The sequence below is a fragment of the Thioalkalivibrio sp. ALR17-21 genome (assembly GCF_000420185.1).
Classification (GTDB): domain Bacteria; phylum Pseudomonadota; class Gammaproteobacteria; order Ectothiorhodospirales; family Ectothiorhodospiraceae; genus Thioalkalivibrio; species Thioalkalivibrio halophilus.
This window is the reverse complement of the sequence record NZ_ATUL01000012.1, coordinates 1-19,163: the sequence shown is the minus strand read 5'-3', so window position 1 is coordinate 19,163 and position 19,163 is coordinate 1. Positions and strand designations below refer to the sequence as shown.

Annotated in this window: 11 protein-coding genes and 1 tRNA gene; 8 read left to right on the top strand and 4 right to left on the bottom strand. The window is 66.9% G+C overall.

Going from position 1 to position 19,163, the window contains the following annotated elements; all coding sequences use genetic code 11:
- Positions 1-25: 25 nt before the first annotated feature.
- Positions 26-1,537 carry a YifB family Mg chelatase-like AAA ATPase gene (locus tag G020_RS0107805; protein WP_024329211.1) on the top strand — a complete coding sequence of 504 codons (1,512 nt, stop codon included), beginning with the start codon at positions 26-28 and terminating at the stop codon, positions 1,535-1,537.
- Between the two features lie 55 nt (positions 1,538-1,592).
- Here G020_RS0107805 and G020_RS0107800 read toward each other — a convergent pair whose 3' ends face one another.
- The gene (locus tag G020_RS0107800; protein WP_024329210.1) at positions 1,593-2,498 is read right to left on the bottom strand and encodes a c-type cytochrome; all 906 of its coding nucleotides are present in this window, start codon (positions 2,496-2,498) and stop codon (positions 1,593-1,595) included.
- A gap of 203 nt (positions 2,499-2,701) precedes the next feature.
- On the opposite strand from G020_RS0107800, the gene G020_RS0107795 reads away from it, so the two are divergent.
- The 6 genes from G020_RS0107795 (at position 2,702) to G020_RS15590 (ending at position 13,519) form a co-directional block, all read left to right on the top strand.
- Positions 2,702-2,778: transfer RNA gene (locus tag G020_RS0107795), tRNA-Arg, on the top strand.
- 219 nt (positions 2,779-2,997) lie between these two features.
- Complete coding sequence (locus G020_RS0107790) at positions 2,998-6,576, top strand: EAL domain-containing protein (RefSeq protein WP_024329209.1); 3,579 nt, start codon at positions 2,998-3,000, stop codon at positions 6,574-6,576.
- A gap of 7 nt (positions 6,577-6,583) precedes the next feature.
- Positions 6,584-7,555: an ABC transporter substrate-binding protein gene (locus tag G020_RS0107785; RefSeq protein ID WP_024329208.1), complete on the top strand. Its 972-nt coding sequence runs from the start codon at positions 6,584-6,586 to the stop codon at positions 7,553-7,555.
- Entirely contained in the window at positions 7,552-11,424 is a 3,873-nt protein-coding gene (locus G020_RS0107780) for a PAS domain-containing protein (RefSeq protein WP_024329207.1), read from the top strand. Before G020_RS0107785 ends, G020_RS0107780 begins: the two co-directional genes overlap by 4 nt.
- A 22-nt stretch (positions 11,425-11,446) precedes the next feature.
- Positions 11,447-13,309, top strand: coding sequence for a diguanylate cyclase (locus G020_RS0107775; RefSeq protein WP_024329206.1), 1,863 nt, complete (start codon positions 11,447-11,449; stop codon positions 13,307-13,309).
- A 75-nt stretch (positions 13,310-13,384) separates the two neighbouring features.
- A complete protein-coding gene (locus G020_RS15590; RefSeq protein WP_018869066.1) occupies positions 13,385-13,519 on the top strand; it encodes a hypothetical protein in 135 nt (44 codons plus the stop codon).
- A 119-nt stretch (positions 13,520-13,638) separates the two neighbouring features.
- On the opposite strand, the gene G020_RS0107765 is transcribed toward G020_RS15590, so the two are convergent.
- The 3 genes from G020_RS0107765 to G020_RS0107755 form a co-directional block, all read right to left on the bottom strand.
- Complete coding sequence (locus G020_RS0107765) at positions 13,639-14,577, bottom strand: DmsC/YnfH family molybdoenzyme membrane anchor subunit (RefSeq protein ID WP_024329205.1); 939 nt, start codon at positions 14,575-14,577, stop codon at positions 13,639-13,641.
- A 26-nt stretch (positions 14,578-14,603) separates the two neighbouring features.
- Complete coding sequence (locus tag G020_RS0107760; protein ID WP_018869064.1) at positions 14,604-15,299, bottom strand: 4Fe-4S dicluster domain-containing protein; 696 nt, start codon at positions 15,297-15,299, stop codon at positions 14,604-14,606.
- A gap of 73 nt (positions 15,300-15,372) precedes the next feature.
- Entirely contained in the window at positions 15,373-18,282 is a 2,910-nt protein-coding gene (locus G020_RS0107755; protein ID WP_024329204.1) for a molybdopterin oxidoreductase family protein, read from the bottom strand.
- Positions 18,283-18,506: 224 nt separating this feature from the next.
- On the opposite strand from G020_RS0107755, the gene G020_RS0107750 reads away from it, so the two are divergent.
- A partial coding sequence (locus G020_RS0107750) for a GTP 3',8-cyclase MoaA (protein WP_024329203.1) occupies positions 18,507-19,163 on the top strand: 657 nt, incomplete at its 3' end.

The following is a 19,163-nucleotide window of genomic DNA, read 5'->3' as shown; positions in this document are numbered from 1 at the left end:
CCGGCCCCAACAGGGAGAGGCAGGGATGCCCATCGCCATTGTCACCGCGCGCGCGACCGACGGGATCCGCGCACCGGCCGTCACCATCGAGACCCACCTGGCCAACGGCCTGCCGGCCTTCCAGATCGTCGGCCTGCCCGAGGCCGCGGTGCGCGAAAGCCGCGACCGCGTGCGCGCGGCCATCCAGACCGCAGGCTTCGAGTTTCCGCGTCGGCGCATCACCGTCAACCTGGCGCCCGCCGACCTGCCCAAGGAGGGCGGGCGCTTCGATCTGGGGATTGCACTGGGGATCCTGGCGGCCAGTGAACAGGTCCCGCAGAGCGCCCTGGACACCCGCGAATTCCTCGGCGAACTGAGCCTCGACGGGCACATCCGCCCGGTGGGCGGGGCCCTGCCGGCCGGACTGGCCGCCGGCGAGGCGGGGCACCAGCTGGTCCTGAACCCCGATGACGGTCGCGAGGCCGCCCTGAGCGGCCGCGCCGACATCGTCACCGCGCGCCACCTGGGCGAGGTCTGCGCGGCCCTCAACGGTGGCCCCGCCCTGCCCGCCGCCGAACCTCCGGCGGCGTGTCCGCCGGCCTACCCCGACCTGGCCGACGTACGCGGCCAGCATCGCGCACGCCGCGCGCTGGAGATCGCCGCTGCCGGCGGACACCACCTGCTGATGGTCGGACCGCCGGGCAGCGGCAAGTCCATGCTCGCCGCCCGCATGCCCGGGCTCCTGCCGCCCATGGATGACGCCGAAGCCCTGGAAACCGCCGCGATCCACAGCCTGCGCGGTACCCGCCACCTGCACGAGGACTGGCGCAGCCGCCCGTTCCGCCAGCCGCACCACACGGCCTCGGGCGTGGCCCTTGTGGGGGGCGGCGGGACACCCCGCCCGGGAGAGATCTCGCTGGCCCACAATGGAGTGCTGTTCCTGGACGAGCTGACCGAGTTCGACCGGCGGGTGCTGGACGTGCTGCGCGAGCCCCTGGAGACCGGCGTCATCCACATCTCCCGCGCCGCCCACCAGGCCGAATTCCCGGCGCATTTCCAGCTCGTCGGCGCCATGAATCCCTGCCCGCAGGGCTTCGACTGTGACCTGGGGAACGCGTGCCAGTGCACCCCGGAGCAGCGCGGGCGCCATCGCAAGCGGCTGTCGGCGCCCCTGCTGGACCGGATCGACCTCGCGATCGACGTACCGCGCATTCCGCCGACGGAACTCGGCCGCGACACCCCCGACCCGGACGCCGAGGACAGCACCACGGTTGCCCGCCGCGTAGCCGCGGCACGCGGGCTCCAGCTGGAACGCCAGGGCTGTCTGAACCGGATGCTGGAAGGCCGTGCCCTGCAGCAGCACGCCCGCCTGCCCGAGGAAGAACGGGCGCTGCTGGATGCCGCCGCGGAACGTTTTCGCCTGTCGGCCCGGGCCTACCACCGGATCCTGCGCGTCGCCCGCAGCCTCGCCGACCTGGCCGGGGCACCGACGATCGGCCGCGCCCAGCTGACCGAGGCCCTCAGCTTCCGCGCCCTGGACCACTGGCGCGTGGAGTAGACACAAAAAAGCCCCGCCACGACGCGTTCGTGGCGGGGCTTTTCGCAGCCCGGCCTCAGGACTCGTCGAACGTCGCGATATAGGCAGACAGATCGGCGATATCCTGATCCGACAGATTGCGCGCGTTCGGCGCCATCAGGTGGGTGTCATCCCCCACGGTCTCGCCGGCGCGGTACGCCACCAGGCGTCCGGCAATGAACTCCGCCGTATTCCCGGCGATGGCCGGGAAGATGCCCACGCCCTGGCCCCGGGCGCCGTGGCAGGCGATGCACGTGCCGTACAGCTGGTTTTCCGCGCGCGTGGCGTCACCCGCAGCCAGATCGATGCCGTTAACGGTTTCACCATTGCCATTCGTGGCGGCTTCCTCCGCAGCAGCTTCCTCCGCAGCGGCCTCCTCCTCGGCGGCGGCCTCTTCTTCCTCGCTCGCGGCCTCCTCACCGTTGCCGTTCTCCGCGGCACCGTTGTCCGGCGACCAGCCGTGATCCACGTCCGCCTGATCCAGCATGTAGGCGACCGCCTGGCGAACCTCGTCGTCGCTCAGGCTCGGGTCCCCGCCCTTCGCCGGCATCGCATTGAAGCCGTTGATGGAGTGATCAAAGAGGGTATCCATGCCCTTGTCACTGAAGCGCGAGGACCATTCGTCGGTGTCGTCCACGATGGGCGCACCCGAGGCCCCCGTGTCGTGACAGGCCGCGCAGACATTCTGATAGACATCCCCGGGACTCAGATCGGCCGCTTCTTCGTCCGCCGCGTCCACCGGACCGGCCTCGACCCGCCCCGCCGGAGTCAGGCGTTCCGTCAGCTGTTCCTCGGTGATGGTGGTGCGTTCCGCCGTGCCCATCTGGCCGAGCCAGTTCACCAGCTGGGCCACCAGGAAAATGACCGCGCCCGCCAGCGCGATTGCCGAGATGAACAGCAGCACCTTGTTCCCGGCATCCATCTTGATCGGTTGATTCGCCACTTCTCTCCCTCCGAGATCCGGCCGAATGCGGCCTTGATTTTGGTTTCCCCTGGAATCCGGGCGCGGCCCTGAAAGCTGCGGCGCACGGGCGCGCACGAGGGGCGGAAGTATAGGGCATCCGGCGCAACCAGACCACAAACCAAGTACAGCACTCAAAAATCACTGGACGAAAAAGGCCGCGCGGCGTACCATTTCGCTCCGTAGCGCCCGTAGCTCAGCTGGATAGAGCGCCACCCTCCGGAGGTGGAAGTCAGAGGTTCGAATCCTCTCGGGCGCGCCACTATCCACGATGCCGGCCCGCCCCGTGATTTCCTTCCTCCACACGGAACAGTCTGCGGTTCAGCATTTACGCCTACGGCCACCCCGATTCGCCCGACTGCCGGCGATTCACACGCCGCCCCGGGGACATATCGGGCTCGACACCGATCATGCGTTATCTTGGCCAGCATCTCCGCCATAATCGGTAGCGCATGATGTCCGGCAACCGACACTACCCGCGATGCAGTCCCGCCACCCGCTGCCCGGGCGCACACGGGTGTACCGCGTTCGGGGGCGCATGAGGCGTTCGGGCGCGACCCGGTGGCTGCGGGCCGCCTGGCTGCTGGTGCTGCTGAGCCTGGCGGCCCCCGGGAGCCCGGCGCTCGCCGGGGCGCCCGAGTTCGAGGAGGTCTTCGATCAGCACGGGGTGGTGATGCTGTGGATCGAGCCGGAGTCCGGCGAGATCGTCGATGCCAACCCCGCCGCGGCGTCCTTCTACGGCTATTCGCGGGAAGAACTGCGCGGCATGCCGATCCAGCAGATCAACACCTTCACCCCGGAGCAGGTCGCCGAGGAGCGCGAGCTGGCTGCACTCGAGGGGCGCAACTATTTCATCTTCCGCCACCGCCTGGCCGATGGCGAGATCCGCACCGTTGAAGTGCATTCCCACCCGTTCCCCTTCAACGACCAGACCCTGCTGCTCTCGGTGATTCAGGACATCACCCCCGGCCGCAACCTCGAGCAGGGCCTCTGGCATTATCAGGAACGCCTGGAGGAAATGGTCGAGCTGCAGTCCGCCGAGATCGTGGCACGGGAGCGCCAGTTGCGGTACTGGCTGATCGGCGGCCTGGTGGTGCTGTCCGTCCTGGTCCTGGCCCTGGCGCTGAACATCCGCCGGCGCCGCCATAGTGAAGAGCGCCTGCGCACCTTCAGCGAGGACTTTCACACCTTCCTCGACCAGACCACCGATTTCATCTATTTCAAGGACGCGCAAAGCCGCATCCGCTTCTGCAGCCAGCCTCTGGCACGCATTACCGGGCACGATGACTGGCGCGAGATGGTGGGCAAGCATGATCGCGAAATCTTCCCCGCGGATACCGCGCGGATCTACGAGGAGGAAGAGCAAGCCATCTTTGCCGAGGGCCGGCCGATACTCAACCGGGTCGACCCGTTCTACGACGCCGATGGCCGCCGAGGATATGTACAAACCCACAAGTGGCCGCTGTTCGACGCCCTGGGGCGGGTACGCGGCGTGTTCGGCATCAGCCGCGACATCACCGAGCACAAGCTCATCGAGCAGACCCTCTCCACACTCAACGGCGAACTGGCCCGGATGGGCGGCGAGGAGTTCTTCCAGCGTGCCTGCCGCCTGCTGTGCGAATCGCTTGGGACCGAAATCGCCTTTATCGGCCGCCTGGAGGAGGAACAGCACCGGGTGGATGCGTTTGCCGGCTGGGCCGACGGCCAACCACTGACACCCTTTCGTTACGATCTGACGGGCACCCCCTGTGCCAACCTGACCAAAGACGGTACCGCCTGTTACCCGGAGAACATCCGGAGCCTGTTCCCGCAGGACCACCTGCTCGAGGAGATGGGCATCGAGGCCTATGTCGGACACAACCTGATCGACCGGCAGGGCAGCCCTCTGGGGATTCTGGTGACCCTGAGTCGCCAGCCACTGAAGGAACGCCTGCACGAACTGGCCCCCGCGATGCTCGGGCTGTTCGTTGACCGCGTCGCCTCCGAGATGCAGCGCAGCGAGGCCGAAGACAGGCTGATGCAGGCCGCCAGCGTCTTCCATCATGCCAACGAGGGGATCCTGATCACGGATCCGCAGGGCCGCATCCTCGACGTGAATGCCGCCTTCTCGCGCATCACCGGCTACCGGCGCGAGGAGGTGCTGGGCCGCAATCCGAGCATGCTGCAGTCCGGCAAGCACGACGAGGCCTTCTACGCGGACCTGTGGCAGACCCTCCGGGCCGAGGGAAGCTGGTCGGGCGAGGTGTGGAACCGGCGCAAGGACGGCGAACTGTACGCCGAGATGCTGACCATCAGCGCGGTTCGCGATGGCGAGGGCGCGATCCAGCGCTATGTCGGGCTGTTCTCCGACATCACCCCGCTGAAGGAACAGCAGCGTCAGCTGGAATACATGGCTCATTTCGACGCGCTCACCGAGCTGCCCAACCGGGTGCTGCTGGCGGATCGTCTGCATCAGGCCATGGCTCAGGTGGCGCGGCGCGAACGGCAGCTGGCGCTGGTCTATCTCGACCTGGACCGCTTCAAGGAGATCAACGACGGTCACGGCCACGAGGTGGGCGATCGCATGCTGGTGGCACTGGCGGAGCGTCTGAAGGGATGCCTGCGCGAAGGCGATACGCTGGCGCGGCTGGGTGGCGACGAGTTCGTCGCGGTGCTGCTGGACCTGCCGGACGTGGAATCCGCCCAGCCGCTGTTGCAGCGCCTGCGCGAGACCGCTTCCCGCCCGGTGCACGACGGCAGTCACCGCCTGCAGGTCACCGCCAGCCTCGGGGTCAGCCTGTATCCCCAGGCCGAACCCATGGACGCCGACCAGCTGCTGCGTCAGGCGGACCAGGCGATGTATCAGGCCAAGCTGGCCGGCGGGGACCGCTACCACCTGTTCGATGTGGCATTCGATCGCAACCTGCGCGATCAGCACGAAGCCCTGGAGGCTATCCGCCAGGGCCTGGCGAACGACGAGTTCGTGCTCTTCTACCAGCCCAAGGTGTCGATGCGCAGTGGCGAACTGGTGGGGGCCGAAGCCCTGATCCGGTGGCAGCATCCGGAGCACGGCCTGCGGCCCCCGGGCGCATTCCTTCCGCAGCTGGAAGGCCATCCGCTGATGGTGGAGCTGGGCAACCGGGTAATCGAGATGGCGCTCGCGCAGATCGAACAGTGGCGCGAACAGGGCCGCCCGCTGACGGTCAGCGTCAACGTGGATGCCCTGCAGCTGAGCGACCCCGATTTCATCGCCGGGCTGCGCGCTGCCCTCGCCCGCCACCCCCGGACACAGCCCGGGGACCTGGAACTGGAAGTGGTCGAGACCAGCGCCCTGCAGGACATCACCCACGTTTCGTCACTGATCGAAGAGTGTCGGGAGCTGGGCGTGCGTTTCTCGCTGGACGATTTCGGTACCGGCTATTCCTCGCTGTCCTATCTCAAGCGCCTTCCGGTCGAGACCCTCAAAATCGACCAGAGCTTCGTGCGCGACATGCTGTACGACCCGGACGATCTGTCCATCCTGCACGGGATCATCGGCCTGGCCGGGAGCTTCCAGCGCGAGGTGCTCGCCGAGGGAGTGGAGACCGAACTGCACGGCGAGATGCTGCTGCAGCTGGGCTGCGAGATGGCCCAGGGTTATGCCATCGCCCGCCCCATGCCTGCCGACCAGCTGCTGTCCTGGCAGGCACAATGGCAGCCGCACGCCAGCTGGACGCAGGCCACCCCGGTCGCAAACGAGCTGCGGCCGATGCTGTTCGGCATCGTCACCCACCAGGCCTGGGTGAGCTCGCTGCAGGAGTTCCTGCAGGACCGGGCGGCACAACCGCCCGAGCCGGATCCGCGACGGTGTCCGTTCGGTCGCTGGCTGCATGCCCATGACCCCGACGGCGACCGAATGCCGTCGATCCACGCCCTGCACGATCAGGTCCATCAGCTGGGCGATGAACTGGTCCGGCTCAAAAACGGGGGTCAAGCCGCACGGGCCCTTGCCCGGTTTGGCGAGATGGAGGCGCTGAGCCACCAGATGACCGGTGCGATCCGTGGCCTGATCGGCGCGCGGGCGTCCCGGCCGGAAGAATGAAGCGGACATGCACATGGATCGACGCAGCTTTCTGGTCGCCGCCGGCGCCACCCTCCCCGCCCTGCTGGGGGCCTGTGGCCGCCCGGAGCCGCCACTGGAGATTGCCGGCCACGTATGGCCGGGCTACGAGCCGATGTTCCTGGCGCGGGCCATGGGCTGGCTGGACCCCGAGCGGGTCCGACTGCGCGAGACCGCCTCCGCCAGCGAATCCATGCGCCGGCTGGCCACCGGAGAGGTCCATGGTGCGGCGCTGACCCTGGATGAGGTGCTGCGGGTGCGCGCCCGGGGGACGGATCTTCGCATCGTGCTGGTCTTCAACATCTCCGCGGGGGCCGACATGGTGCTGGCGCGCCCCGGAATCGAGGCCCTGGAAGATCTGGCCGGGCGCCGGGTCGGCGTGGAAGACTCGGCCCTGGGGGCCCTGATGCTCCACCACACCCTGGACACGGCGGGCCTCGGTCGTGACCAGGTGAAAACCGTGTCGCTGACCATCGACGAGCAGGAGGCCGCCTGGGAGCGGGATGAAGTGGATGCCGTGGTGACCTATCAGCCCGTCGCCGACCGCCTGCGGGACGACGGCGCGCACGTCCTGTTCGACAGCCGGGCGATGCCGGACACGATCTTCGATGTCCTCGCGATCGAGGCCGGCCACCTGGAACGCCTCGAGCGATCAACCCGCCACCTGATCGCGGCGCATTTCCGTGCCCTGCATCACCTGCGCGCCAATCCGGTGGACGCGGGCTACCGCATGGCTGAACGCCTGGGGGTTCCCGGCCACCGCGCCATGGAGACCTTCCGTGGACTGGTGCTGCCGGACCCGGCCAGCAACCGCCGGCTTCTGGATGGTTCCGACTCCCGGGTCCTGCTGGCGGCGCGGGAGATTGCCGGTCTGTCGGAAGACGCAGGCGCACCGCTGGACCGCGACTTTGGAGATGAGCTGGTACGCCACGACCTGCTGCCACGCGAGGACCCCCGATGAGATACGCAATCGGGATCGCGGCACCCCTGCTTATCGCCCTGCTGATGCTGGCGGCAACACCGGCGGTGGCCGAACGCAGCGTGACCGTGGGGATCCTGGCCTTTGAGCCGGAAGATGTGGCCCGGGATCGCTGGGAGCCGCTGATCCAGCACCTGGACGCGGAACTGGATGATGTGACGGTGGACGCGGTGATCGCCGAATACTCGGCGCTGGATCAGGAGCTGCGCAACAACCGGCTGGATTTCCTGCTGACCAACCCCACCCATTTCATCCGCATTCGCAGCGACAGCCATCTGTCGGGTGCCCTGGCGACCCTGATCCCGGTGCGAAAAGGAACACCGGTACGCGGATTCGGCGGAGTCGCCTTTACCCGCGCCGACCACGATCACATCCAGGACTGGGAAGACGTCGCCGGGCAGCGAATCGCGGCCGTAGTGCCCGAATCACTGGGCGGCTACCAGGCCCAGGCGCGGGAACTGCGCGAACGCGGCGCGACACCGCGTGATGCAGACATCGAATTCACCGGGATGCCACACGACCGTGTGGTGGAACGGGTGCTGGACGGCGAAGCGGACGTGGGGTTCGTGCGAATCGGGGTCCTGGAACGCCTGCAGGACGACGGCCGGATCGCACCGAAGGAGATCCGTGTGATCGCCCGCCAGGACATGGCGGATTTCCCGCTGGCGCTGTCCACCCGGCTGTATCCGGAATGGCCGTTCATCGCCATTGGCCACGTGCCCCGCGAGCTCAGCCACCGCATGCTGATCGCTCTGCTGGAACTGGATCGCCAGTCGGAACCCGCACGGGCCGCGGGTATCGACGGCTTTGCCGTGCCCATGGACTACGAGCCGGTAGAGGAGCTGGCACGCGAACTCCGACTGCCCCCCTACGATGCCTTCCCGCAGCTCACCCTGCGGGAATTCATGCAGGTCTACGGCCAGCAGGTCGCCCTGACGCTGCTGGCCGGCAGTCTCATGCTCGCATTAATCCTCGGGCTGATGCTGGTGAACCGTCGCCTGACGACCGTGCGCCGGGAACTGGAAGACAAGGCGGCGGCGCTGGAGCGCAGCGAGGCCCACGCGCGCGCACTGATGCGGGCCCTGCCGGACAGCCTGTTCCGGATGGACCGCGACGGCACCTTCATCGAATGCGAGGCCGTCTCGGAAGAGATGCTGCTGATGTCTCCCGAGGAATTCCTCGGGCGGCGTCTGGACGGATTGTTCCCGCCCGCCTATGCCGAACAGGGCATCCGGGCGATCCGCGAGGCGCTGCACAGCGGCGAAGTCCGCGACTTCGAATACGACACGACCGCACTGGGCATGCCCGGCCATTTCGAGGCGCGGGTGGTCCCGTTGAACGACCAGGAAGTACTGATGATCGTGCGCGACGTCAGCGAACGTTTCGCGATCGAGGCTGCGCGCAGCGAAGAACGCCGCTTCCGCGAGAACCTGCTGGCCAGCCTGGGCGAGGGCGTGTTCGGCATCGACCGGGAGGGCCGTTTCACCTTCATCAACCCCGCCGGTTGTCGCCTGCTGGGCTTCGCCGACGAGAGCGAGGCCCTGGGGCGGGATTCGCACGGCGCGTCGCATCACAGCCATCCCGACGGCTCGCATTATCCCGCGCAGGGATGCCCGATCCACGGGGTTCTGGTCAGTGGCGAGACGGTGGAGGCCTGGGAGGATCATTTCTGGCGCCAGGACGGCGAGTCCTTCCCGGTCCTGGTCTACGCCTCGCCCACACGCGACGACACCGGCGAGCTGACGGGCGTGGTGGTGTCGTTCCAGGACATCTCGGTACGCAAGGCGATGGAGCGGGCCCTGGCCGAGAGCGAGGCCCGCTTCCGCCTGGCCCAGGAAGCCGCGCGATTCGGTATCTGGGAATGGGATCTGGCGGAAGACCGGATCCACTGGGATGCACAGTGCTGGCGGATGCTGGGCGAGGACCCGGCGGAGGGCCGGTTGCTGGCCTACGAGGACTGGCGCAACCGGATCCACCCGGAGGATCTTGTCCAGGCGGAAGCGGAAGTACAGCGCCAGTTGGCCGAGGGCGGGAAATTCTCCATCGAGTTCCGCTACCGCCTTGCCGACGGTGGATGGCTGTGGACCCTGGGTCGAGGACGCGTGGTCGAGTGGGGCCCGCTGGGCGAGCCGCGGCGAATGACGGGCATCCACGTCGACATCCAGCGGCTCAAGGAGGTCGAGGCCGAGCTGCGCCAGCGCGAGAACGAACTGGCCGAGGCCCAGCGCATCGCCCACATGGGCAACTGGATATCCGATTTCCGCTCCGGCGAGATCCGCTGGTCAGAGGAGGTCTACCGCATCTTCGGACTGGACCACGACCAATGGGGCGCAACCGAAGCGGCCTTCATGGAACGGGTCCACCCCGACGACCGCGACACGGTCCGCGCGGCCATCGATGCCTCGGTGAGCGGCCCGGGTGTGCCCTATCAAGTGGAACACCGGATCCTGCGCCCGGACGGCGAGATCCGCACGGTCTACCAGCAGGGCGAGGTGGAATTCGACGACGAGGGCACGCCTCTGTGGATGCTGGGGACGGTGCTCGACATCACCGAACGCAAGGCCACGGAAGAAGCCCTGGCCCGGCGCCAGGCCGCCGACCGCGCGACCTCCGACATCGCCACGCGTCTGGTGACCCGACGCGACGTGGACCGGGCGATCGAGGAATCGCTGGAGGTACTGGGGGAACTGCTGGGAGCCAGCCGGTCCGCGGTTCTTCTGCTGCGGCGCGACGGGTCGCTGATGGACAACACCCACGAATGGGCGGCCCCGGGCATCCCGCGGAAAAAGGATGAACTGCAGGCGCTGAACCTGGACGATCTGCCGGCCTGGCGGCAACGGATGGAGCAGGGACAGCTGATGCAGATGCCCGGTAACGCTCACACCGGCGAGAGCTCCTCCGCCGAACACGAGCTCATGCGGGCTCTGGGCATACGGGCGATGATGGCCGCTCCGCTACAGGCCGCCGGCGACCCCGTGGGCCTGCTGGGTGTAGTGGACGTACACGGCACGGCATCCTGGGGGCCGGAGGACGCCGAGACCCTGCGGCACGTGGCGGACCTGCTGGGCAACGTACTGGAACGCCACCGGGTGCAACAGGCCCTGGAAGGGCTGAATCTGGAGCTGCGCCGCTCCAACGAGGAGCTGGAGCAGTTCGCCTACGGGGTATCCCACGATCTGCGCCAGCCGCTGCGCATGGTCAGCAGCTACCTGCAGCTGCTGGAGCGCAGCCTGGGCGAACAGCTGGATGCCGACCAGCAGCGTTTCCTCGGTTACGCCACCGAGGGCGCCCGACGCATGGACCGCATGATCGTGGGCCTGCTGGAATACTCCCGAGTGGGACGCAAGACCGACCCCATGGCTCCGCTGGACACCCGCGAGGTCCTGGACACCGCTCTGGCGTTCCTGCAGCCGGCAGTGACCGAAACATCGGCGCGCATCGACGTCGAAGGCGACTGGCCGCGCCTGGTTGCCAGCCAGGACGAGCTGGTACGCCTGCTGCAGAACCTGATCGACAATGCGCTGAAGTACGTGCCGGGCGACACGCGCCCCGAAGTCCGCATCGACGGACGCATCGACGGCGACCACTGGGAGGTCCGCGTGCGCGACAACGGGGTTGGCATCCCGCAGGATCAGGAGGATCGACTGTTCCGGGTCTTCTCGCGTCTGCACGGTCACGGGGAATATGAAGGCAGCGGCATCGGTCTGGCGCTGTGCCGCCGGATCGTGGAACATCACGGCGGCCGCATCGGCGCCGAATCGGACGGACCGGGACACGGCAGCACCTTCTGGTTCCGGATACCCCGCCGGACTCCGGAAAACGAGCGAACTGAAGACAACGCAGGCGCATGAAGGGGCCCGTGGAGATTACCCGATGAACGAGACCGCCGAGCCGGTCACCGACGTCCTGCTGGTGGAAGACGAACCGGCGGATGTCCACCTGACGCGCATGGCGTTCGAGGAAGCCGGGGTCACCGCGCGCCTGCATCACGTGAACGACGGGCGCGAGGCCCTGCGGTTCCTGGCGGGTGAGGCGCCCTACGACCAGGCCCCGCAGCCGGGGCTGATCCTGCTGGACCTGAACATGCCGCACATGGGCGGCCTGGAGTTCCTGCAACGCCTCCGGGAGAAGGAACAGGCTGACGACGTCCCCGTGGTGGTGTTGTCCACTTCCGACCTGGAACGCGACATTCAGGCCAGCCGTCAGCACGGGGCGGCCGACTATCTGGTCAAGCCGCTGGACATGGAGCAGTTCTGCGACCGGGTACAGCGGCTGGCGCAGGACTGGAATCTGCCGCTGGCGGAGCACGCCCCGTCTCCGACTCCCGCCCCTTCCCCGACCGAGCGTCGCGACGCCTCGCCGGAAGCGCCCCGGGAAGATGGCGACCATGTAACCTCCCCGGCGGGCCCCGGCGGGGATGGGGTGCCCGTGCTACTGGTGGAAGACGAACCCGGAGACGCGGATCTGGTGCGCTTCGGCCTGCGCGGCTCGGCCCGCGAACACTTCGACGTGACCTGGGTCGACCGGTTGTCGGCGGTGCCGCAGGCCCTGGACAAGGTTTCGCCCGCCATCGTTCTGCTCGACCTGTCACTGCCGGACAGCACCGGGCTGGACACCGTGCGCGCCGCACGCGAGTGGTTCCGGGACACGCCAATCATCGTGCTGACCGGTTACGACGACGAGGATTTCGCTCTCAGGACACTGGAGGCCGGGGCGGCGGACTACCTGGTCAAGGGTCGCATCGAGACCTCCACCCTGGTGCGCGCGATCCGCTATGCCCGCAGCCGCGCGAGTCTGGAGGGACGTGTCCGCGAATCCGAGGCGCGCATGGCCGCCGCACTCGAAGGGGCCCACCTGGGCCTGTGGGACTGGCGGGTCGATCAGGATTCGATGTATGTCGACCGCCGCTGGGGCGAGCTCACAGGCCTGGCGGAGGCGGAAGGAATCGGGCCCATAACGCTGTGGGAGCAGGTCCTGCATCCGGATGATCGCGAGCGCCGGGGCACCGCGCTGCAGCGACACCTCGCGGGCGAAACCTTGCGCTATTCCGCGGAATTCCGGGTGCGCCACCCCTCCGGGTCCGAGGCCTGGCTGCTGGATGCAGGGCAAGTGATCGAGCGCGACCGTGATCAGCACGCCCGGCGCATGGTGGGCGTGGTCCAGGACATCACCGAACACAAACGAATGGAGCAGCGCCTGGAAACGCTGGCGCGCACCGACCCGCTGACCGGGCTGGCCAACCGCCGGCTGTTCATGGACGAACTGGAGCGCGAATACGCGCGCATGCGCCGGGAACCGGGCTACGCCGCCGGCCTGCTGATGCTGGACATCGACCACTTCAAGCGTTTCAACGACCGTTACGGTCACGAGATCGGCGATCAGGTGCTGGTCGAGTTCGCCGACTGTATCGCATCCGCGCTGCGGGCCGGTGACCGCGCCGCACGCCTGGGCGGCGAGGAATTCGCGATCCTGCTCCACGGGGCCTCGCTGGGCGAGGCCGGGCACACCGCGGAGCGCGTACGGGCCCGGGTGGAGGCGATGGAGCCGCAGCCCGACCGCCCGAACACCACCGGGGTGACGACCAGCATCGGGGTGACCATCCTTCGCGCGGACGACAGGGGCGCCGACGACGTGCTGCGGCGGGCCGATGATGCCCTCTACGCGGCCAAATCCCGGGGACGCAACTGCGTGGTCGTCAACGGCAGCGCCAGAGAGGAAGAGCCGCCGAAAGATTGAGACAGGTCATGGCAACCCTGCGGGGAACCGGTCTATTTTCGTAGCAGATGCGGCATATACCACAGGGAGAGCGCCATGATTACCGAAATCCTGTTTCAGTCCCCGATCGGCATCCTGACCATTGCGACCCTGCTCGGCATCGTTGTCTTCCTCGGCTGGGTAGGCTATGTGGTCGTGCACAACGTGCGCGAGGCCGGCAAGAACAAGTAACCCGGCATCCCCGAACGACCCGACGGTCATCTGCGTCGGGTCCCCCTGAACGAAAAGGCCCCGCACCCGGGAACCCGGATGCGGGGCCTTTTGCTGCGGCACCACGGCCGAGCGGCGGGTCAGGTGTGCTGATCGCCGTGGTACAGGCGCACCACGTGCTTCGCCTCGGCGAAGAACAGCCAGCGCTCCATGCCCACGCCGATCAGGGACGAGACCACCGCCAGCCAGGCGGTCGCTGCCGGGGCACCGGTCAGCACCGCGGCAAACACCAGGGCCGGTACGATGAAGCCCAGCAGGAACACGGCCATCTTCAGCGTGTCGGTGGTGTTCTTGCCCGGGTCGTAGCCGAACTCGTCGGTCAGGAAGGTGCCGGCGGTGTGGCCGGTATCCAGCAGCCGCACCGTGGCACGGTTGAAGGTGGTGGCCGTGTTGATCGTCGGGCCGGTCACGCGCGAGATCCAGAAATAGTAGATCCCCTTGAGGACCGCGGCGATGAGCAGCATCACGATGGCCACGCCCGCGTGCATCGCGGTGGCGTTGTCAAAGGCGCTGGCAATGGCCGCATAGGCGACCGAGCCGGTCGCGATACCCAGCATGATGTAGTTGGCCGGGGTCAGCGCGGTGTTCCACTGGCGGATGGTCTTCAGGCAGCCGTAGATCATGCCGGTGGAGAACAGAACGATGACGGCCAGGATCGCGGCGATCAGCCCCGTGACCATGCCCAGCGGCCCGATCTCGGCCCCCTGCAGCAGCACGCTGAGGCCGTAGATACCGGCGAACGGGTAGAACAGTACCGCGAACACCGCCTCGCGCGAGAGCCAGGAGGTCTTGAAGCGCATGAACGAACGCCAGGCGTTCTTCTTGTTCGCCAGGTGGCCGGTGGAAAGGAGCAGGCCGAAGGTAATCAGGCCCAGCGCGGCAACGCCGTGGGCGATCAGTTCACCGTGGCTCATCGCCGGACCGATGCCGGCCAGATGAAAGATTACCAGCAGGACGAACAGACCATAGCCGGCGCCCGAAGTGACCGTGAACAGGATGACGGAAAGTGCAGGATGCATGGTGTTTTCTCCCCGGATGCGGCGCTTTAGCGCGCCACCATCTTGTTGACCCAGTCCTTCACCGAGCTGATCAGCGTATTGGCACGCACGTCGTCGGTGGGAATGGGGCGGGTGACTCGCGGCGGCAGATACGTATTGACCGGCTTGTAGCCCAGCTCGGGCATCTGCTTCACCCCGCCGCGTTCGCGCACCAGACGGCTGACCTCGGATTCTTCGTCGTCGAAGTCACCGAAGAAGCGCGCATGCGCCGGGCAGGTGATCACGCAGGCCGGCTGGCGCTCTTCCGGCGGCAGGGCCTCGTCGTAGATGCGGTCCACGCACAGGGTGCACTTCTTCATCACGCCGTCTTCGCGGTCCAGCTCGCGGGCGCCGTAGGGGCAGGCCCAGGCGCAGTAGTTGCAGCCCATGCACTTGTCCTGGTCGACCAGCACGATGCCGTCTTCCGGGCGCTTGTAGGAGGCGCCGGTCGGGCAGACGTTCACGCAGTCGGCATGCTCGCAGTGCATGCAGGACATCGGGATGTTGACGGTCTTGTTGTTGGGGTAGTCCCCGACCTCATAGTGGCGAATGCGGTTGAACCACACGCCACTGGGGTCTTCCCCGTAGGGCTGATAGTCGGTCAGCGGTCCGGTGGTGCCGCTGGTGTTCCACTGCTTGCAGGCCACCGCGCAGGCATGGCAGCCCACGCAGGTATCCATGTCGATTACGAGTCCAAGACGCATGGTTGGTACTCCCTCAGATCGTTCGTGCGGGCGAGCCCCGTGACGGCGCCGGGCCGCCACGGGGCGGGCCGGCTCAGTTCTTGTCGTCGTCCAGCGAGCCGCGGGTCAGCACGTCGCGGATGTCGCGGTTCAGGTGCACGGGCTTGTGCGCGTGGTAGCGCAGCTGGTCCGGCGATTCGGACATGCCCGGCGTGGCCTTGACCTTGTCGAACTGCGGCCAGGAGCCCCTTTCCTCCGGCTCGGCCGGCGTGATCTTGACCTTCAGGTCATACCACGCGGCCTGGCCGGTGACCGGGTCGGAGTTGGTGATATCGTCCACCGGGTCGCCCTTCTTCGGCAGCAGCTCGCTGATGAGGTGATTCATCAGGAAGCCCTTCTGCGACTCGTTGGCGTCGTCCTTCAGCCCCCAGGCGCCCTTCTGCTTGCCGATCGCGTTCCAGGTCCAGACGGTATTGGGCTCGCAGCCCTCGATCAGCTTCACCTGCACGCGGATCTTGCCGTTGTGCGACTCCAGCCACACCCAGGACAGGTCCTCGATGCCCATGGACTCGGCCTTCTGGCGGTTCATGTACAGGTAGTTCTGGGCGCAGATCTGGCGCAGCCAGGCGTTTTGCGAATCCCAGGAGTGGTACATGAACATCGGGCGCTGGTTGACCGCGTAGAACGGGTACTCGTCCTCGTCGATGCGGGTCTGCTCCAGCGGCTTGTGCCAGATCGGCAGCGGATCGAAGAACTCGGTCAGGCGATCCTTGTGCTCCTGTTTCGTCGGCTGCGGACCGTCATACAGGCCCTGACCGGCCAGCTTGAAGCGCTGCTGGGTCTCGGAGTAGAGCTCGATGGTGATCGGGTCGGTCTTGCCCACCCAGCCGGCGTGCTTCGCCAGCTCCAGATACTCCTGGTTGGCGTAGCGGTAGAACTGCTGGCTCTCCGGCAGGTGATACATGAAGAACCCCTGGTTCTCGATGTACGCCTCCCACTGCTTCGGGTTCGGCTCGCCGCGCAGGTGGCTCTGGCCATCCTTGCCACGATAACCCGACAGAAAGCCGATGCCCGGCTCCTTCTCGAAGTTGACGATGAAGTCCTTGTAGTCGGCAAACTTGCGGCTGCCGTCGTCCTTCGTGAATGCCGGGAACTTCAGGCGGCCGGCCAGCTCGACCATCACCTCCTGCCACGGGCGCACGTCGCGATCCGGCTCGAGAATCGGATGGCGGATGGAGTCGGCCGCCGCGGCCGGCTCGGAGATCGGGCGGTCGAGCATGGAGATGGTGTCGTAGCGTTCCAGATAGGTGGTATCCGGCAGCACCAGGTCGGCAAAGCTGACCATCTCGGAGTTGAACGCGTCCGAGACCACCAGGTACGGGATCTTGTACTCGCCGTTCTCGTCCCTGGCCCGCAGCATGTCCATCACTTCGGCGGTGTTCATCGTGGAGTTCCACGACATGTTCGCCATGAAGAAGATGAGCGTGTCGATCGGGTACGGGTCACCCTTGACCGCGTTGGTCACGACCATGTGCATCATGCCGTGGTTGGAGATCGGCGCATCCCAGGAATAGGCCTTGTCGATGCGCAGCGGGTTGCCGTCGTCATCGATGACCAGGTCTTCCGGCGCGGTCGGGAACCCCAGCGGCGGGCTCTTCAGCGGGGTGTTCGGCGCGCATTCCTTCGCCGGCTTGATGCCCGGCGGGACGTGCTTGGGATACGGCGGCTTGGCCAGGTGACCGCCGGGGCAGTCCACCGAACCCAGCATGATCTGCAGGAAGTGGATCGCGCGGCAGGTCTGGAAGCCGTTGGAGTGCGCGGAAATGCCGCGCATCGCGTGCATGGACACCGGGCGGCCGAACACCTTGTCGTGCTTGCGGCCCCAGGAGTCGGTCCACTCGATATCGAGCTCGATGGTCTCCTTGAACGCGACGTGGGCCATCTCCAGCGCCAGGCGCTCGGTCTGCTCGGCCGGCACGCCGGTGATCTCGGCAGTGTTCTCCGGGGAGTACTCGTCATCCAGATAGCGCTCGGCCAGCAGGGTCATCACGGTCTTGACCGGGCGGCCGTCCGGGGCGGTGTACTCGCCGAACAGCGCCGGCTTGATGTCCACCTGACTGCCGTCAACGAAGTCTTCCTTCTCCAGCTCCCAGACCAGCGGGTTGCCGTTGTCGCCGCGCAGGATCAGGCCGTCGCCCTGCTGCCCCGGGGTCTGCACCACCAGCTGGGTGGCGTTGGTGTAGCGCACCAGGAAGTCCCAGTCGAACTGGCTGTTCTTCAGCAGTACGTGCAGCATCGACAGCGCGAACAGGCCGTCGGTGCCGGGCTTGATGCCCACCCATTCGTCGGCGATCGCCTGGTAGCCGGTGCGCACCGGGTTGATGGCCACGAACTTGCCGCCGTTGCGCTTGAGCTTCTCCAGCCCGATCTTGATCGGGTTCGAGGCATGGTCCTCGGCCACGCCCCACAGCATGTGGTACTTGGTGCGGTCCCAGTCGGGATCACCGAATTCCCAGAAGGCGAAGCCGGTGGTGTACAGGCCGCCGGCGGCCATGTTCACCGAACAGAAGCCGCCGTGGGCCGCCCAGTTGTAGGTGCCGAACTGGGTCGCCCACAGGCCGGTCAGGGCCTGCATCTGGTCACGGCCGGTAAAGAACGCCAGCTTGCGCGGATCGGTCTCGCGGATCTTTTTCAGGCGTTCGGACAGGGTATCGATGGCCTCGTCCCAGGAGATCGGCTCGAACTCGCCGGCGCCGCGCTCGGTGCCCGGCTTGCGGCGCATCGGCTGGTGCAGGCGGGCCGGGGACTGCTGCTTCATGATCCCGGCGTTGCCCTTGGCGCAGAGCACGCCCTTGTTGATCGGATGATGCCGGTTCCCCTGGATGTAGCGGACCTTGTTGTCCTCCACGGTGACCTTGATGCCACAGCGACAGGCACACATGTAACAGGTGGTGTACTTGATCTCCTGCTTGCCGTGATCTTCGAATTCGGGCAGGGCACTCATGGGCGCGACCTCGTTGACTGTCGGTTCAGTTGTCCACTGCGTATTGTGGATGCCCGGCGAGCCGGGTGCCAACGAGACTTTTCTATGCACGCATAGACTGGAGTTATTCGCGAAAGAATTTATTTATTCTTGCGCCGGAACTGTGCGATTTCCGACATGCTGACACGCATGACCTACGATATGTCCTGCCAAACATATCGCCTCGCCCGAGGCCGGGAGCTTCGATGAACGATCGCGGACTTGTGGACCCCTTTGGCCGTACGATCGAATACGTACGTGTGTCGGTCACCGACCGCTGCGACCTGCGCTGCTTTTACTGCATGCCGGAGGGCTTTCGCGACTTCGAAGTGCCCGAGCACTGGCTGACCTTCGACGAGATCGAGCGGGTGATGGCGGCCTTCGGGCGCCTTGGCACCCGGCGGGTGCGCCTGACCGGCGGCGAACCGCTGGTGCGTCACGGCCTCCCGGATCTGGCGGCGCGGCTGAACGCCCTGCCGGGCATCGACGACATCTCGCTGTCCACCAATGCGGTGCGTCTGGCGAAGCACGCCGACGCGCTGGCCGCGGGCGGGGTCGGGCGCATCAACGTGAGCCTGGACACCCTGCGCGCGGAGGTCTTCAAGGACGTGACCGGCGGCAAGCTGGAGAAGGTGCTGGATGGGCTGATGGCGGCGAAGCGCGCCGGGCTGGACCCGATCAAGATCAACATGGTGGTGATGGGCGGCATCAACGATACTGAGGTCGGCGACATGGTCGACTTCTGCATCGAGCACGGTTTCACCCTGCGTTTCATCGAGACCATGCCGGTGGGCGACACCGGGCGCGCGGCAAACGAAGGCCACTACGTGAACCTGCAGGACGTGCGCCGCGACCTGGAGCAG

Excerpts from the sequence above, each read along its gene's own strand:
- G020_RS0107755 (WP_024329204.1), bottom strand. The coding sequence starts at position 18,282 with ATGAGTGCCCTGCCCGAATTCGAAGATCACGGCAAGCAGGAGATCAAG.
- G020_RS0107790 (WP_024329209.1), top strand. The coding sequence starts at position 2,998 with ATGCAGTCCCGCCACCCGCTGCCCGGGCGCACACGGGTGTACCGCGTT.
- G020_RS0107805 (WP_024329211.1), top strand. The coding sequence starts at position 26 with ATGCCCATCGCCATTGTCACCGCGCGCGCGACCGACGGGATCCGCGCA.
- G020_RS15590 (WP_018869066.1), top strand. The coding sequence starts at position 13,385 with ATGATTACCGAAATCCTGTTTCAGTCCCCGATCGGCATCCTGACCATT.
- G020_RS0107765 (WP_024329205.1), bottom strand. The coding sequence starts at position 14,577 with ATGCATCCTGCACTTTCCGTCATCCTGTTCACGGTCACTTCGGGCGCC.
- G020_RS0107775 (WP_024329206.1), top strand. The coding sequence starts at position 11,447 with ATGAACGAGACCGCCGAGCCGGTCACCGACGTCCTGCTGGTGGAAGAC.
- G020_RS0107760 (WP_018869064.1), bottom strand. The coding sequence starts at position 15,299 with ATGCGTCTTGGACTCGTAATCGACATGGATACCTGCGTGGGCTGCCAT.
- G020_RS0107785 (WP_024329208.1), top strand. The coding sequence starts at position 6,584 with ATGCACATGGATCGACGCAGCTTTCTGGTCGCCGCCGGCGCCACCCTC.
- G020_RS0107780 (WP_024329207.1), top strand. The coding sequence starts at position 7,552 with ATGAGATACGCAATCGGGATCGCGGCACCCCTGCTTATCGCCCTGCTG.